Source organism: Seonamhaeicola sp. ML3, assembly GCF_023273855.1.
In the GTDB taxonomy this organism is placed as follows: Bacteria; Bacteroidota; Bacteroidia; order Flavobacteriales; family Flavobacteriaceae; genus Seonamhaeicola.
This window is the reverse complement of record NZ_CP096884.1, coordinates 1,621,039-1,636,964: the sequence shown is the minus strand read 5'-3', so window position 1 is coordinate 1,636,964 and position 15,926 is coordinate 1,621,039. Positions and strand designations below refer to the sequence as shown.

16 protein-coding genes are annotated in these 15,926 nt (G+C 36.1%); 15 read left to right on the top strand and 1 reads right to left on the bottom strand.

The window, feature by feature from the left end; genetic code table 11:
* The first annotated feature begins 18 nt into the window (after positions 1-18).
* From M0214_RS07320 to M0214_RS07255, 14 genes are all read left to right on the top strand, one after another.
* The gene (locus M0214_RS07320) at positions 19-1,275 is read left to right on the top strand and encodes a choice-of-anchor B family protein (RefSeq protein WP_248724815.1); all 1,257 of its coding nucleotides are present in this window, start codon (positions 19-21) and stop codon (positions 1,273-1,275) included.
* Positions 1,276-1,284: 9 nt separating this feature from the next.
* A complete protein-coding gene (locus tag M0214_RS07315) occupies positions 1,285-2,637 on the top strand; it encodes a hypothetical protein (protein ID WP_248724814.1) in 1,353 nt (450 codons plus the stop codon).
* Positions 2,638-3,396, top strand: coding sequence for an MbnP family protein (locus M0214_RS07310; RefSeq protein WP_248724813.1), 759 nt, complete (start codon positions 2,638-2,640; stop codon positions 3,394-3,396).
* Positions 3,397-3,428: 32 nt separating this feature from the next.
* Positions 3,429-4,469 (top strand): cytochrome-c peroxidase, encoded by a 1,041-nt coding sequence (locus M0214_RS07305; RefSeq protein ID WP_248724812.1) that lies wholly within the window; start codon positions 3,429-3,431, stop codon positions 4,467-4,469.
* A 106-nt stretch (positions 4,470-4,575) separates the two neighbouring features.
* The gene (locus M0214_RS07300; protein WP_248724811.1) at positions 4,576-4,905 is read left to right on the top strand and encodes an iron-sulfur cluster assembly accessory protein; all 330 of its coding nucleotides are present in this window, start codon (positions 4,576-4,578) and stop codon (positions 4,903-4,905) included.
* Positions 4,906-4,958: 53 nt separating this feature from the next.
* Positions 4,959-6,407 (top strand): Fe-S cluster assembly protein SufB, encoded by a 1,449-nt coding sequence (gene sufB / locus M0214_RS07295; RefSeq protein ID WP_248724810.1) that lies wholly within the window; start codon positions 4,959-4,961, stop codon positions 6,405-6,407.
* A 46-nt stretch (positions 6,408-6,453) separates the two neighbouring features.
* Positions 6,454-7,203: a Fe-S cluster assembly ATPase SufC gene (gene sufC / locus M0214_RS07290; protein ID WP_248724809.1), complete on the top strand. Its 750-nt coding sequence runs from the start codon at positions 6,454-6,456 to the stop codon at positions 7,201-7,203.
* A 94-nt stretch (positions 7,204-7,297) separates the two neighbouring features.
* Positions 7,298-8,611, top strand: coding sequence for a Fe-S cluster assembly protein SufD (gene sufD / locus M0214_RS07285; RefSeq protein ID WP_248724808.1), 1,314 nt, complete (start codon positions 7,298-7,300; stop codon positions 8,609-8,611).
* Between the two features lie 84 nt (positions 8,612-8,695).
* Positions 8,696-9,910 carry an aminotransferase class V-fold PLP-dependent enzyme gene (locus tag M0214_RS07280; protein WP_248724807.1) on the top strand — a complete coding sequence of 405 codons (1,215 nt, stop codon included), beginning with the start codon at positions 8,696-8,698 and terminating at the stop codon, positions 9,908-9,910.
* A 313-nt stretch (positions 9,911-10,223) separates the two neighbouring features.
* A complete protein-coding gene (locus M0214_RS07275) occupies positions 10,224-10,982 on the top strand; it encodes an META domain-containing protein (protein WP_248724806.1) in 759 nt (252 codons plus the stop codon).
* A 136-nt stretch (positions 10,983-11,118) separates the two neighbouring features.
* Positions 11,119-11,541 (top strand): SufE family protein, encoded by a 423-nt coding sequence (locus M0214_RS07270; protein ID WP_248724805.1) that lies wholly within the window; start codon positions 11,119-11,121, stop codon positions 11,539-11,541.
* A gap of 64 nt (positions 11,542-11,605) precedes the next feature.
* Positions 11,606-11,932, top strand: a complete 327-nt coding sequence (locus M0214_RS07265) for a DUF59 domain-containing protein (RefSeq protein ID WP_248724804.1) — start codon at positions 11,606-11,608, stop codon at positions 11,930-11,932.
* Between the two features lie 71 nt (positions 11,933-12,003).
* On the top strand, positions 12,004-12,510 hold the full coding sequence (locus tag M0214_RS07260; RefSeq protein ID WP_248724803.1) for a DUF2480 family protein: 507 nt from the start codon (positions 12,004-12,006) through the stop codon (positions 12,508-12,510).
* Between the two features lie 75 nt (positions 12,511-12,585).
* The gene (locus tag M0214_RS07255) at positions 12,586-13,512 is read left to right on the top strand and encodes a DUF3078 domain-containing protein (protein ID WP_248724802.1); all 927 of its coding nucleotides are present in this window, start codon (positions 12,586-12,588) and stop codon (positions 13,510-13,512) included.
* A 52-nt stretch (positions 13,513-13,564) separates the two neighbouring features.
* Here M0214_RS07255 and hflX read toward each other — a convergent pair whose 3' ends face one another.
* Positions 13,565-14,779, bottom strand: coding sequence for a GTPase HflX (gene hflX / locus M0214_RS07250; RefSeq protein WP_248724801.1), 1,215 nt, complete (start codon positions 14,777-14,779; stop codon positions 13,565-13,567).
* Positions 14,780-14,956: 177 nt separating this feature from the next.
* Between hflX and M0214_RS07245 the strand changes: the two genes are divergently transcribed.
* Positions 14,957-15,925 (top strand): endonuclease, encoded by a 969-nt coding sequence (locus M0214_RS07245; protein ID WP_248724800.1) that lies wholly within the window; start codon positions 14,957-14,959, stop codon positions 15,923-15,925.
* The last annotated feature ends 1 nt before the right edge of the window (position 15,926 follow it).

The following is a 15,926-nucleotide window of genomic DNA, read 5'->3' as shown; positions in this document are numbered from 1 at the left end:
TGATTAAAAATTGCTTGTATGTGCCAAATAAAAAGAAAAGCCAACTTTCTTTCATTAGTATTCTTATTGTTTTTTGTGCTTGTTTCATGTGAAAGAGATAATAATATCCCTATTAACACTAGGCTAGACCAAGACACCTTTACCCCTTGCCTAAATGGATTTGCAGGAGAATATCCTTGTAACGATTACGACCTGATGTCAAATATCCCATTAAGTACCTTTAACGCAGAGGAATCTGGAAACGATTCATGGGGCTGGGTAGATGCAAACACAGGTAAAGAATATGCCATAATGTGTTTAGACAACGGTGTTGGCTTTGTGGATATATCAAATGCTACCGACCCGGTTTACTTAGGAAAAATACCAACAGCCACTTCAACATCTACTTGGAGAGATGTTAAGGTTTACAACAACCATGCTTTTATTGTTGCAGATAATAACTTTGGAGAAGACAGTCATGGTATGCAGGTTTTCGATTTAACACGTTTAAGAACTGTTACAAATCCTCCTGAAATTTTTTCAGTAGATACCCACTTTACTGGTTTTGGAAGAGCACATAATATTGTAATTAACGAATCGACTGGGTATGCTTACATTGTTGGCGCTAATAGAAGCAGCACCTTTGCTGGAGGCCCAATTTTCATAAACATACAAAACCCAACTTCACCATTCATAGAAGGTGGGTTAAGAGACGGTGGTTATTCGCATGACGCCCAAGTAGTAACTTATAGCGGCCCCGATTTAGACTATACTGGCAAGGAAATCTTGATAGGGAGTAACGAAGACGAGGTGGTTATCGCCGATGTTACAGATAAAGAAACTCCTATCATAATTTCAACAATTAGCTACAGTAATGTTGGCTATACGCACCAAGGTTGGCTAACTACAGATATGAAGTATTTTATACTAGGAGACGAAACCGACGAACTTACTTTTGGTTTTAATACCAAAACTATAATTCTTGACTTTACAGATCTGGACAATCCTGAATTCCATTTCAACTATTTTGGTTCGTCATCTGCTATAGATCATAATGGCTACGTTAAAGACAACAATTACTTTTACGCGAACTATAATGCTGGAATGCGTGTGCTTGATATTTCCAATATAGACAATAGCAGTTTTTCAGAAATTGGTTATTTCGATACCCATCCCGAAAATAACAATGTTGGCTTTGAGGGCGCTTGGAGTATCTACCCTTATCTACCAAGTGGCAACATTATTATAAGTGATATAAACAGAGGACTTTTTGTGGTTAGAAAGAGTGGAACATAATTTTATATTATGAATAACACCTTAAAACATAAACTCTTAATATGCTGCTTTACTTTAACCTTGATAGCTGTAAGCTGTTCAAAAAGTGAATCTCCTAAAATTCAAGACCCTATTCCAGTCGGCATAGAAATAGATTTTGTAAAAACCTTAGGAGGTTCCAATAACGAAAGTGCTCAATCTGTAATACAAACCAACGATGGTGGTTACGCTATTTTGGGATATACCCAAAGTTCTGATGGAGATATAGCTAATAAAACAAACACATCGTTTGATTATTGGCTCTTAAAATTCGACCAAAACCATAATTTACAATGGCAAAAAACTTATGGCGGGTCTAATGATGATAGAGGAAACGATATTGTTCAAACAAGCGATGGTGGTTATGCTATTTTAGGGTCAAGTAAAAGTAACGACGGAGATGTTTCGGAAAATAACGGGTTTAATGATTTTTGGATTCTAAAAGCAGATGCCTTTGGCAATGTGTCTTGGGAGCAATCGTTTGGCTTTTCTGGTGCCGATGATGGTATCTCAATGATAACCACAAACGATGGTGGGTTTTTAATCACAGGTGTATTAGATGTGAGTGCTTCAGGAGGACAAGGCAACACTAAAACAACATCAAAAAGGCATGCTGGCGGCGATTATTGGGCCATTAAATTAAATTCAGCCGGAACCATGCAATGGAGTAAGTTTTTTGGAGGCTCATTTACAGACACTCCCTATGGTGTTATACAAACTAATACCAACGAATATGTTATTGTAGGCTCATCTGATAGTGACGATGTTGACATAAAAAACAATAAAGGCTCTTACGATTTTTGGGTGGTTAAAATATCTGAAACAGGTGAACTTATCTGGGAAAAATCGTTTGGTGGAAACCAAGCCGATGAAGCCAGCGGAATTGTGGCAACCAACGATGGAAATCTTTTAATAATTGGCGACACAAGAAGTAACGACCAAGATATCTCTACCAATAATGGTGCAGCCGATTTTTGGGTGATTAAAGTATCTCCCGAAGGAACTCTAATTTGGGAAAAGACTTATGGAGGAAGCAGTTTTGATGCGGCACGTGCAATAACCAAAACTCAAGACGGTGGCTTTATCATCTGTGGAAGCTCCAGAAGTGGTGATATTGACGTTTCCGACAATAAAGGCCAAAACGACGCTTGGATCATTAAGATAAACAACAACGGAGAATTGTTATGGCAGAAAAATATTGGCGGTACCGAAGTTGACCTGGCTTACGACGTTATCGAACTGAATGACGGATCTGCATTGGTGGTTGGGGAATCCAGTAGTTCAGATTTTGATATTCAAAACAACAAAGGATTTTCTGATTTATTAATTATTAAAACAAAATAAATGAAAAAAATTGCCTTGCTTTTAATACTCTTACTATTGCTTTCCTGTAGTTCTGATGACGAATCAGAAGCCTATACCATTACGCTTAGTTTTAGTCACAATTGGGATGGAATAACGGTTACCAGTTCCGATTTTAATGTTATTAAATTCACCAATGCAAATGGAGAAGAACTTAGTATTGAACGCCTTCGTTACTTAATATCCGATTTGAAACTGGAAAAATCTAGCGGGGAAACCATAATCATAGACGGATATAATCTTATTGATGTCACAAACGGTGAAAACTTAGAATTTTCTCCATCTACAACCATCCCCAAAGGAACTTATTCCAAAGTTTCTTTTGTATTTGGATTTACAAATGAAAAAAATAGTGATGGAGTATATCCAGATTTAAATTCTGCTTCCTGGAATGTTCCAGTCATGTTAGGAGGCGGCTATCATTACATGCAATTAGACGGAAAATTTATTAATAGCAACAGTGAAGAACATGGCTATAATTACCATGCGATTAGGGCTGCAGACAATCCGGGCTCAAATCCAACATTTCCACAGGACACTTTCTTTGAGGTAAACCTAGGAAGTATAACTGTTTCCAACGATACAACTTTAAATATTGAAATGAATATTGCTGAATGGTTTAAAAACCCTAATGTTTGGGATTTAAATACTTTAAACCAAATGTTAATGCCAAATTCATCGGCTCAAATCTTAATGCATGCCAACGGGCAAAATGTATTTAGTTTAAAATCAATAGATTAATAGATTTGAAAAAATGGTTTGCACATAAATGTATGTTTTTCCTGTTTATTTGCTTCTCCTGTGCAAATGAAACGGTAGACACCTATAGCCCAACTAAAAGCCCTTTAGATATTCCACAACTATTTGAAGATAAAATACTAAATCCCGTTGTACCATTTAACAATCCACAAACTGTTGAAGGGATTGCCCTAGGAAAAAAACTATTCTTTGACCCCATTTTATCTAAAGACAACTCACAAGCTTGTGCCGATTGCCACGCACCAAAAAACGCCTTTGCAGATCCTGATAGATTTAGTGATGGTGTAAACGGAACTCTTGGAACCCGAAACTCTATGCCACTTTTTAATCTGGCCTGGAATTATGATGAAAAATTCTTTTGGGATGGTAGTTCCTTCAGTCTAGAGCATCAGGCTTTTAATCCCGTTTCAGACCCAACAGAAATGGACAATACTTGGATTACCGTTGAGCAAAAACTTCAAAATCACTCAGAATACCAAACATTATTTAATCAAGCTTTTGGAACGTCAAAAATCGATTCAACATTGGTAACCAAAGCCATTGCTCAATTTGAGCGCACTTTAATTTCTGGAAATTCCAAGTTTGATAAATACCTTTTGGGAGAAACCTCACTTACCCCTCAAGAACTTAATGGGTTTAATGTATTCATGGATGAAAACAAGGGAGACTGTTTTCATTGCCATGGTAGCGAAAACAACCCTTTATGGACAGACAATCTCTTTCATAACAACGGCTTAGATGTAACATTTACAGATTTGGGTCTTGGAGCTGTTACAGGAGACCCCGCCGATAATGGCAAATTCAAATCACCTTCACTTAGGAACTTAGCGTTTACAGCGCCTTACATGCACGATGGGAGATTTGTTACTCTAGATGAAGTAATAAACCACTACAGTGAAGGACTTCAAAACTCTCCCACAATAGACCCATTAATGAAAAAAATAGACCAAGGCGGTGTTCAATTAAGCCCTCAGGATAAAGCAGATTTAAAGGCTTTCCTTTTATCTCTTTCGGATTTTGAATTTGTGAACAATCCCATTTTTAAAAATCAATAATTAAAAACTATAAAACCATATATTAATATAATGTTAGGTTCTGCGGTAATCCATGACTTATATTGTATATTTGCACTCTATTTAGAGTCAATCTAATTAAAATCAAATGATTAAAGTATCTGAAACAGCTAAGAAAAAAGTGATTGAGCTTATGACCGAAGATGGTTATAATGCCTCTACAGATTTTGTTCGTGTAGGTGTAAAAAGTGGCGGATGTTCAGGATTGTCTTATGACTTAAAATTTGACAAAGAGCAACAAGATGAGGACAAAGTGTTCGAGGATAACGGTGTTAAAATCATTGTAGACAAAAAAAGCTTTCTCTATCTAATAGGTACAACCTTAGAATACTCCGGAGGATTAAACGGAACTGGATTTGTATTTAACAACCCTAATGCCAATAGAACTTGCGGTTGTGGTGAATCTTTTTCGCTATAGACCCATCTAAATCTTCCCAATAGGAAGACTTTTAAAACTAATAAACTCGAAACATGAGTAAATATACAGAGGACGATTTAAGAGAAGAATTAAAAACCAAAGAATATGAATATGGTTTTTATACTGATATTGAATCAGAGACTTTCCCCAATGGTCTAAACGAAGATATCGTTAGAGCCATTTCTAAAAAGAAAGAAGAACCGGAATGGATGACCGAATGGCGACTTGAGGCTTTTAGGATATGGAAGGATATGGAAGAGCCAGAATGGGCTAATGTACATTATGAAAAGCCCGATTTCCAGGCCATTTCATATTACTCGGCACCAAACAGTAAACCTAAATATGATAGTTTAGACGAAGTTGACCCAGAACTACTGGCAACTTTTGAAAAGCTTGGCATTTCTTTAGATGAACAAAAAAAATTAGCCGGTGTTGCTATGGATGTAGTTGTAGATTCTGTGTCGGTTGCTACCACTTTTAAAGAAACTTTAGCTGAACAGGGTATCATTTTTATGAGTATCTCAGAGGCTATCAAAGAACATCCAGAGCTAGTAAAAAAATATATCGGAACTGTAGTACCTCAAAAAGATAACTTTTATGCAGCCTTGAATAGCGCTGTATTTAGTGACGGTAGTTTCTGCTACATACCTAAAGGTGTTAGGTGCCCTATGGAATTATCTACTTACTTTAGAATTAACCAAGCAGGAACTGGTCAGTTTGAAAGAACTTTGGTTATTGCAGACGAAGGCAGCTATGTAAGTTACCTAGAAGGCTGTACAGCTCCAAGTAGAGATGAAAACCAATTACACGCAGCAGTTGTAGAGTTAATTGCTCTAGACGATGCCGAAATCAAATATTCTACAGTACAAAACTGGTTTCCAGGTAACGCCGAAGGAAAAGGTGGGGTTTACAACTTTGTAACCAAAAGAGGCTTATGCGAAACCAACGCCAAAATTTCTTGGACTCAGGTAGAAACCGGAAGTGCCGTAACTTGGAAATACCCTTCATGTGTTCTTAAAGGGAATAATTCCGTTGGTGAGTTCTATTCTATCGCCGTAACTAACAATTACCAACAGGCCGATACGGGAACAAAAATGATTCACTTAGGAAAAAACACGAAGTCAACCATTATTTCCAAAGGAATTTCAGCTGGAAAATCTCAAAACTCATATCGCGGATTAGTTCAAATAAATTCCAGAGCAGAAAACGCTCGTAACTTCTCGCAATGCGATAGTTTACTCATGGGCAATGAGTGCGGTGCACACACCTTCCCATACATTGAAACTAAAAACCAAACAGCTCAAATTGAGCACGAGGCTACAACTAGTAAAATTGGCGAGGACCAAATTTTTTATTGTAACCAAAGAGGTATAGATACCGAAAAAGCCATTGCTTTAATCGTTAATGGATTTAGTAAAGAAGTATTGAACAAGTTACCAATGGAATTTGCTGTTGAAGCACAGAAATTATTAGAAATAAGTTTAGAAGGAAGCGTAGGATAATCTCAGATTCCTATAAAATAAAAGAATACAAACGAAGCCAATTAATATGTTAAAGATAGAAAACCTGCACGCAAGTGTTGAAGACAAAAGTATTTTAAAAGGGATTAACCTAGAGGTTAAACCTGGTGAAGTTCATGCTATTATGGGACCAAATGGTTCTGGAAAAAGCACCCTATCGTCTGTAATTGCAGGAAAAGAAGAATATGAGGTTTCAGAAGGAAGCATCATTTTTGAAGGTGAAGACATTGAAGAGTTAGAAGCCGATGAACGTGCTCACAAAGGGATTTTCCTATCATTTCAATATCCTGTTGAAATCCCAGGAGTGTCTGTAACCAACTTTATCAAAACCGCTATTAACGAAACAAGGAAAGCTAAAGGCTTAGAAGATATGCCCGCTAAAGATATGCTTAAATTGATTCGTGAAAAATCCGATTTACTGGAAATCGATAGAAAATTCTTATCGCGTTCATTGAATGAAGGTTTCTCTGGTGGTGAAAAGAAACGTAACGAGATTTTCCAAATGGCTATGTTAGAACCCAAATTGGCTATTCTCGACGAAACCGATTCTGGATTAGATATCGATGCACTTCGTATTGTTGCCAATGGTGTAAATAAACTTAAAAGTGAAAACAATGCGGTAATTGTGATTACGCATTACCAAAGATTGTTAGACTATATAGTACCAGATTTTGTTCATGTTTTACACGATGGAAAAATTGTAAAGTCTGGAAGCAAAGAGTTAGCTCACGAGCTTGAAGAAAAGGGATACGATTGGATTAAACAAGAATTGGTTTAACCAATTCTTGAGTTAAAACGTAAAAAGTTTATCGCGTTTAAAGTTTTCAACAACTTTTTACTTTCAAACTTTTTAAACATTTCAACTTAAAAGAATGGATTTAAAAGAAAAATTATTATCGTCATTTTTAGTATTCGAGAACCAAGCCGAGACAGATTCTTATGTTCACGAAGTTAGAAACGATGCCATAAAAACGTTTGAAGAAAAAGGCTTCCCTACAAAAAAAGACGAGGCTTGGAAATACACCTCTTTAAATAAACTTTTAAAAGAAGACTACAGCGTATTCCCAAAACAGGAAAATGCTTTAGAATATAGAGAAGTAAATAAATACTTCATACACGATATAGATAGCTATAAAATTGTATTTGTAGACGGTAAATATTCTTCTAATCTTTCTGAAACTACGCATGACGGCATAGACGTTTGCTTAATGTCTGCAGCATTGACCAAACCAAAGTACAGATTGATTATTGAAAACTATTTCAATAAAGCTGCAACAGATGATAGCTTAGCATCTTTAAACACAGCATTTTCTAAAGAGGGAGCTTATGTTCACATTCCAAAGGGAAAAATAGTTGAAAAACCCATTCAGATCATACATTTCTCAACGGGTAATGAATCGGCAACAATGCTACAACCGCGTAACCTAATTGTCGTTGAAGAGAATTCGCATGTTCAATTAATAGAGCGTCATCAAAGCTTGACAAGCAATCCGGTATTAACCAATAGTGTTACAGAAATTTTCGCAAAAAAACGCGCCATAGTAGATTATTACAAAATACAAAGTGATACTCAACAAGCGTCTTTAGTAGACAATACTTTCATTAAACAAAAGCGTGAAAGTATTGTATCGGTTCACACTTTTTCATTTGGTGGAAAGTTAATTCGTAATAACCTTAACTTTTACCAAGAGGGTGAGCGCATAGACTCAACTTTAAAAGGTGTAACTATTATTGGCGACAAGCAACATGTAGACCATAACACTTTAGTTCACCATATAGAACCAAATTGTGAAAGCCACCAAGACTACAAAGGTATTTTTGGAGATAGTGCCACTGGTGTATTCAACGGGAAAGTAGTAGTTGAAAAAGAGGCGCAAAAGACCAATGCATTTCAAGCCAATAATAACATCTTAATCAGCGATAAAGCGACTATCAATACAAAACCTCAATTAGAGATTTTTGCAGATGATGTTAAATGTTCACATGGTTGTACCGTTGGCCAATTAGACGATAGTGCTCTGTTCTATATGCGTTCACGAGGAATACCTGAGAAAGAAGCAAAGGCTTTATTGATGTATGCTTTCAGTAATAACGTTTTAAGTTCTGTTAAAATTCCAGAGTTGAAACGAAGAATTACGCAAATGATAGCAAACCAACTAGGTGTAAATATCGGTTTCGACCTGTAACTTTTTCGGAAACTTTAAGCTGTCATTCCGGCGAAGACTGGAATCCACAAATTTTTAGACAAGTATAAAGGCTATAACAAAAGTATGTTAGACGTTGAAGAAATAAGAAAAGATTTCCCCATTCTTTCCAGAGAAGTTAATGGTAAACCTTTAGTGTATTTTGACAATGCAGCTACGTCTCAAACACCGCAACAAGTTATTGATGCTATTGTAAATTATTACCATAACTACAACTCGAACATTCACCGTGGTGTGCATACACTAAGCCAAGAAGCTACGGATTTATACGAACAATCCAGACAAAAAATACAGCATCATTTTAATGCGAAACATGCACATGAGATTATATTCACCTCTGGAACTACAGATAGTATTAACCTAGTAGCCAATGGATTTTCCTCTCTTCTTAAGAAAGGAGATGACATCATTGTTTCTGCCTTAGAGCATCATAGCAATATTGTGCCATGGCAAATGTTATGTGAACGTACTGGAGCTATCCTTAAAGTCATTCCTATGAATGACGAAGGCGAATTAGTAATGTCTGAATACGACAAGCTCCTTTCCGAAAACACAAAATTAGTTTTCACCAACCACATATCTAATGCTTTAGGAACTATTAACCCTATTGAATATATCATTAAAAAGGCGCATGCTGTAGGTGCAGCGGTTTTAATTGATGGTGCGCAAGCTTGTCCGCATATAAAACCAGATGTTCAAGAGTTGGACGTTGATTTTTATGTAACCTCTGCACATAAAATGTGTGGCCCAACGGGAGTAGGAATGCTTTATGGTAAAGAAGCATGGTTAAACAAACTTCCTCCATACCAAGGGGGCGGTGAAATGATTGCTGAGGTAACATTTGAAAAAACCACCTATGCCGATTTACCACATAAGTTTGAAGCCGGCACACCTAATATAGCTGGCGGCATTGTTTTTGGAGCTGCTATAGATTACATGAATACTATTGGTTTTGAAGCCATTGCAGCATACGAAAATGAATTATTGGAATACGCTACCCAAAAACTTCTAGAAATTGAAGGTTTAAAAATTTACGGTACAGCTAAAAATAAAACATCTGTGATATCATTTAATCTAGAAGGTATTCATCCTTATGATGTTGGTTCTATTTTAGATAAATTGGGTATTGCCGTTCGTACGGGGCATCACTGCGCACAACCCATAATGGACTACTACAAAATCCCAGGAACTATAAGAGCTTCTTTTGCTTTTTATAATACCAAAGCTGAAATTGATGTTTTAGTTGCGGGTATTAAAAAAGCCCAAATGATGCTATCCTGACAAACACCTTTGTCAACTTGAACTTGCCTGTGCTGAACTTGTTTCAGTATTTCAGGTTCTCATAATTTGTATTAACTAAAAGGAAAAGATTCTGAAATATACTTTACTTCATCAAGCTAAGTGTAAAACGTGTCCCACAAAGTAAGACGTCATTGTGAGGCGCATAGCGACGTAGCAATCTCTTTTAAAACCGAACTAGTAATTATTTGTAAATCCATTTTACAGATTCTCGCGCTCGTGCCTCGCTCAGAATGACAAGGACTCTTTAATTTAGGCATCTTTTTTGTACTTTCATTTTTAAAATTTTAGTAATATGAAATGGATACTGATGCTATTCAGTGTTATGGCATTAAAAACATGTGATAATTCTAATGGCCAAAAACAAAATACTATGTTGAATGACACCTTCAACATTACAACTTTAAATGGAAATGATGTTTCAGAATTTAATCTGAATATTACCTTTAACGATTCCACTAAACAAGTCTCAGGATTTTCTGGATGTAACCGTTTCTTTGGGTCGTTTGGAACTATTGATAATGGTTTACGGTTTGGACCTATAGGATCAACCCGAATGATGTGTTCTCCAAAATTCAACGATGTGGAAAGCAAAATGTTGGATGCACTATCTAAAGTGAACTTGTTTTCAGTAAAAGGCGATACATTGATATTTTCAAATGGAGATAGAGTTTTAATGGAAGCTACGAAACAAGACTTAGCCATTTCATTAGAATACAATCAACACTCCCGAAATAGTTTTCAGGTCATTCAAATTAACGAAAAGTCTATTTCGGTTCAAAATGAAAGGAATGGCAGCATAACTAAAATGGGATGCACAGATGAACAATGGGATAAACTAATTAATCTTATTAAGACTATCAATATAGAAACCCTCTCGAGTTTAGACGCACCTTCCCAAAAACGCTTATTTGATGGTGCAGCTATTGCTAAGCTAAAAGTAACTCTAAATGGAAAAACATACGAAACACCAAGTTTTGACCATGGCAACCCAAATACAGCCATTACTAATCTTGTTAAAGAAATCTTATCAATAGCTCAAAACATTGAATAGCAACTTTAGTTATCGTATTTTTGCGTTTAATTAGTATTGTCAGGTCGAGCGGAGTCGAGACCTCAATTGGTATAACTAACAAAAATGAGAAACCTCTCGACTCCGCTCGAGGTGACAACAATTAAAATTTGACACTGTGACGATTGAAGACATTCAAAACGAAATAATTGACGAATTCTCAATGTTTGACGATTGGGAAGAGCGTTACCAATACATGATAGATTTAGGGAAAGAATTGCCCTTGATTGACGACCAATACAAAACCGAAAGCAACATTATTAAAGGTTGCCAAAGTAAAGTTTGGGTTCATGCTGAAATGAAAGATGATAAATTAGAATTTACAGCCGATAGTGACGCCATCATTACAAAAGGTATCATTGCGATTTTAATTCGAGCATTTTCAAATCAGAATCCAAAAGACATCATTGATGCCGACACCGGTTTTATTGACAAAATTGGATTAAAGGAGCATTTATCGCCTACTCGTGCCAACGGGCTGGTAAGTATGGTAAAACAGTTAAAAATGTACGCAATAGCGTATCAAACACAACTCAACTAGGTTTATTCGTTGATACGTGTATTCGTTTAAACGACTCAACAAATAAACGCATAAACATTTAAATATGAGTGATACAACAATAGACACAAACGCCCTAGGTGAAAAAATAGTAAATGTTTTAAAAACTATTTATGACCCAGAAATTCCTGTGGATATCTACGAATTAGGGCTGATATACGATGTATTCGTAAACGAAGATTACGACGTTAAAATACTTATGACCTTAACAACACCTAACTGTCCGGTGGCTGAAACTTTACCATTGGAAGTTGAGGAAAAAGTAAAATCGTTAAATGAGGTGAAAGATGCTGAAGTGGAGATTACTTTCGACCCACCATGGTCTCAAGATTTAATGAGTGAAGAAGCTAAGTTGGAATTGGGGATGCTTTAATTCAGTGGCAGTATTCAGTTACAGTTTGCAGTAACCCAAAACCTTGAACTTTTAACTTTGAACTTTTTACAATGGCAGACGAAATCATAAATCGCGTAGCGAACAGTAAACTAGTTACCTTAGACCTTGAGGATTTTTATCCTGAAGGCAAACGTGTTTTATTTGACATTAAAGATTGGCTATTTGAGGGCTTTGTTTTACGTGAAAAAGATTTTAGGGAACACGTCAAATCTAATGACTGGTCTCAATATAAAGACAGTTATGTGGCTTTAACCTGTAGTACAGATGCCATTATTCCTGGCTGGGCTTATATGCTACTGAGCATTCAACTAGAACCTTTTGTAAAAAAAGTTGTTATTGGTGATTTAGAAATACTAGAAACTTCTGTTTATCAAGATATTATTAGCAGCCTACCTATTGAGGAATATGAGGGCAAACCCATAATCATTAAAGGCTGTGCCAACAAACCCGTTCCCCAAAATGCCTATATCATGTTAGCCAACAAGTTAAAACCTGTTGCTAAATCAATAATGTATGGGGAGGCTTGCTCTTCGGTTCCATTATTTAAAAACAAATAATTCTTTGTGACCTAAAGTCTTAAATGGGTCTAACAGTTATATTTGCAAAAACTTTTACAAAATCAAATTTTACGTATGAAAAAAGTATTACTATTCGCTGTGTTGATTTTTGGAGCAATATCCTTAAATGCCCAGACTAAAGAAGAACTACAAACTAAAAAAGCTGAAAAACAAGCTGAGGCAGATGCAGCCCAAGCAGAAGCAAATGCATTACAAGCTCAAATAGATGCTTTACCAGGTTGGAGAACGGGAGCTTTTGGTACCATTGGAGGTAGCTTGTCTAACTTCAATAACTGGTACGCACAAGGAACACCAAATAATAGCTCGGGTAATATTGGCTTTACTGTTAACGCTTTTGCAAACCTTATAGAAGATAAATTCTTTTGGAGAAACGCGTTAACCACAAACTTAAACTGGGTAAAATTAGATGATAAGGACAACCCAAACGATGATGACAGTTTCAATCCTACAACCGATGTGTTTAATATTTCTTCATTATATGGTAGAAAACTTAGTGACAAGTTTGCCATTTCGGGAATGGGAGAATATAGAACCACATTGTTAGACAACTTTAATGACCCTGGATATTTAGATTTAGGTATTGGTGGAACGTGGACACCGACTAAAAACCTTGTAGTGGTAATACACCCACTAAACTACAACTTTGTGTTTAGTAGTGGCGACACGGTTTTTGAATCTTCTTTAGGGGCTAAAATAGTAGCTGACTATACCAGACAAATTGGTGCAGTAAACTTTAAAACAAACCTATCTACCTTCCAAAGCTACAAAAGCGGAGATTTCTCAAGCTGGACATGGACCAACTCATTTGGTTACACCCTTTGGAAAATGATTGGTGTTGGTTTTGATTTTGGTTTACGAAGCAACAAACAAGAAGCTTTAAACTATGCTTTAGCACAAACTCCTGCAACAGCAACTGGATTTGACGATGTAGACAACGATTTACAAACGTATTGGACGCTTGGATTAAGCTATAAATTCTAAATAGTAACAACTATAAATAAAAAAGGCATCTTAAACAGATGCCTTTTTATTATTACATATCCTCATAATTATAATCTGGATACAAGAAATGATTATAAGGGAAACGTGTAATATGAATATCTCTTACTTCATCATAAACACGTTTCTTAAAGTCTTCTAAATTGCTCTTGTTAATTGCAGAAATGAAAAGGGCATTGTTACCAATTTTACTCATCCAAGTGTTTTTCCATTCTTCTAAGCTATAATTAGCTTTGGTTCTTCCAGTATCTAAATCATCTTCATCAAGAGGTTCAGATTTATAGGCATCGATTTTGTTAAACACCATAATCGTTGGTTTATCACTACTGTCTATTTCACCTAAAATCTTGTTTACAGAAGCAATATGCTCTTCAAAATTAGGATGTGATATATCAACAACATGCAACAATAAATCAGCTTCCCTAACCTCATCTAAGGTACTTTTAAAACTATCTACCAATTGAGTCGGTAACTTTCTAATAAAACCTACCGTATCACTTAATAAGAATGGTAAATTCTGAATCACCACTTTTCTAACAGTCGTATCTAAAGTCGCAAAAAGTTTATTTTCGGCAAAAACAGCACTTTTGCTCACCACATTCATTAAGGTAGATTTACCAACGTTGGTATAACCCACCAAGGCCACACGAACCATTTTTCCTCGGTTACCACGTTGTACCGCCATTTGCTTATCAATGGTCTTGATTTTGGCTTTTAGTAAGGCTATTTTATCGCGTACAATACGTCTATCGGTCTCAATCTCCGTTTCACCAGGACCACGCATTCCAATACCTCCTTTTTGACGCTCAAGGTGTGTCCACATACCTCTTAATCGTGGTAATAAATATTCACACTGCGCCAACTCAACCTGTGTTCTGGCATAACTCGTTTGGGCACGTTGCGCAAATATATCAAGGATTAGATTGGTTCGATCTAAAACTTTTACATTAAGAATCTTACTGATGTTTCGCTCTTGAGCAGCCGATAATTCATCATCAAAAATGGCAGTTCCCACTTTGTTTTCATCAATAAAATTACGGACATCTTCCATCTTACCAGACCCTATAAAAGTTTTAGCGTTTGGCATATCCATTTTCTGCGTAAATCGCCCTACTACTTCACCTCCCGCTGTATAAGTCAAAAACTCAAGTTCATCCAAATATTCTTTAGATTGGACCTCGTCTTGGTCTTTGGTTATAATTCCAATTAAAACGGCCTTCTCTAAAGCTATGTCCTTCTTTTCTATCATAAATTTTAATAATGTACAAAGTTACACAATTGCATCCATTTTAATTAAAAAAGAGCTGCTCAACAATGAATGTTGAGCTATCAAATGAAATTGTCATTCTCGCGAAAGCGGGAATCTGAAAAATAAAGAATCATTTGCATTCTTTATTTTTATATTTTTAGAATCAATTTTTAGAATATGAGCGACTTATTTGGGGATATACCTGTGAAAGACAACATGCAAACTATTGCATTTTACAATGTTGAGAATCTATTTGATATTTCTAAAGATGAACACACCAATGACAATGATTTTTTGCCAAGCTCAGCAAAAAAATGGACGCCTAAACGCTATAAAAACAAACTGAGAAAACTAGGATTTGCCATTTCAAATATTGGTAAAAGGGAAACCGGAAAACACCCAGCCATTGTTGGTCTTGCAGAGGTTGAAAATACTAAAGTCATTGAAGACCTATTGGACACAAAGCATTTGGAGGGACTTGACTATGACTACGTGCATTACGAATCTCCTGACGAACGCGGTATCGATGTGGCTTTGATTTACGATAAAGAAGCATTTAAAGTCTCTCATTCTGAAACCTTCACCGTTCACTTGACCGATGATGACGGCTCTGCCGATTATACGAGGGATATTCTCTTGGTTTCTGGGGAATTAGATGGTGAATTTATCCATGTTATTGTAAACCATTGGTCTTCTAGAAGAGAAGGCACCAAAGAAACCGAGTTTAAACGTTTAGCCTCCTCTGAAAAGGTTGGAGAAATTATAGATTCCTTGAAACATGAAGATGAGGCTTCTAAAATAGTTGTGATTGGAGATTTTAACGACGAACCTCATAACAACAGTATAGTTAGATTAGTTGAAAATTATGGCTTGTATAATCCTTTTGAGGCGCTTCGCACCTACAACAGAGGTACGGTTTCCAGATTTAAACAATGGAGTTTATTTGATCAAGTATTTTTCACTTCCAATTTTTTTAAGAGTTCAAAAAATGAATTTGAATATTACAATGCCAACATCTTTGATGAAGATTTCCTAAAGACCTTTAACGGCAGGTTTAAAGGTGCGCCCTTTAGAACCTATGTTGGTAAAAAGTATAAAGGCGGTTATAGTGATCACTTTCCTGTTTATGCGGTTTTTAAGAGGTAAC

Coding starts and splice junctions, on each gene's coding strand:
- M0214_RS07320 (WP_248724815.1), top strand. CDS start 19: ATGTGCCAAATAAAAAGAAAAGCCAACTTTCTTTCATTAGTATTCTTA.
- M0214_RS07315 (WP_248724814.1), top strand. CDS start 1,285: ATGAATAACACCTTAAAACATAAACTCTTAATATGCTGCTTTACTTTA.
- M0214_RS07310 (WP_248724813.1), top strand. CDS start 2,638: ATGAAAAAAATTGCCTTGCTTTTAATACTCTTACTATTGCTTTCCTGT.
- M0214_RS07305 (WP_248724812.1), top strand. CDS start 3,429: ATGTTTTTCCTGTTTATTTGCTTCTCCTGTGCAAATGAAACGGTAGAC.
- M0214_RS07300 (WP_248724811.1), top strand. CDS start 4,576: ATGATTAAAGTATCTGAAACAGCTAAGAAAAAAGTGATTGAGCTTATG.
- sufB (WP_248724810.1), top strand. CDS start 4,959: ATGAGTAAATATACAGAGGACGATTTAAGAGAAGAATTAAAAACCAAA.
- sufC (WP_248724809.1), top strand. CDS start 6,454: ATGTTAAAGATAGAAAACCTGCACGCAAGTGTTGAAGACAAAAGTATT.
- sufD (WP_248724808.1), top strand. CDS start 7,298: ATGGATTTAAAAGAAAAATTATTATCGTCATTTTTAGTATTCGAGAAC.
- M0214_RS07280 (WP_248724807.1), top strand. CDS start 8,696: ATGTTAGACGTTGAAGAAATAAGAAAAGATTTCCCCATTCTTTCCAGA.
- M0214_RS07275 (WP_248724806.1), top strand. CDS start 10,224: ATGAAATGGATACTGATGCTATTCAGTGTTATGGCATTAAAAACATGT.
- M0214_RS07265 (WP_248724804.1), top strand. CDS start 11,606: ATGAGTGATACAACAATAGACACAAACGCCCTAGGTGAAAAAATAGTA.
- M0214_RS07260 (WP_248724803.1), top strand. CDS start 12,004: ATGGCAGACGAAATCATAAATCGCGTAGCGAACAGTAAACTAGTTACC.
- M0214_RS07255 (WP_248724802.1), top strand. CDS start 12,586: ATGAAAAAAGTATTACTATTCGCTGTGTTGATTTTTGGAGCAATATCC.
- hflX (WP_248724801.1), bottom strand. CDS start 14,779: ATGATAGAAAAGAAGGACATAGCTTTAGAGAAGGCCGTTTTAATTGGA.
- M0214_RS07245 (WP_248724800.1), top strand. CDS start 14,957: ATGAGCGACTTATTTGGGGATATACCTGTGAAAGACAACATGCAAACT.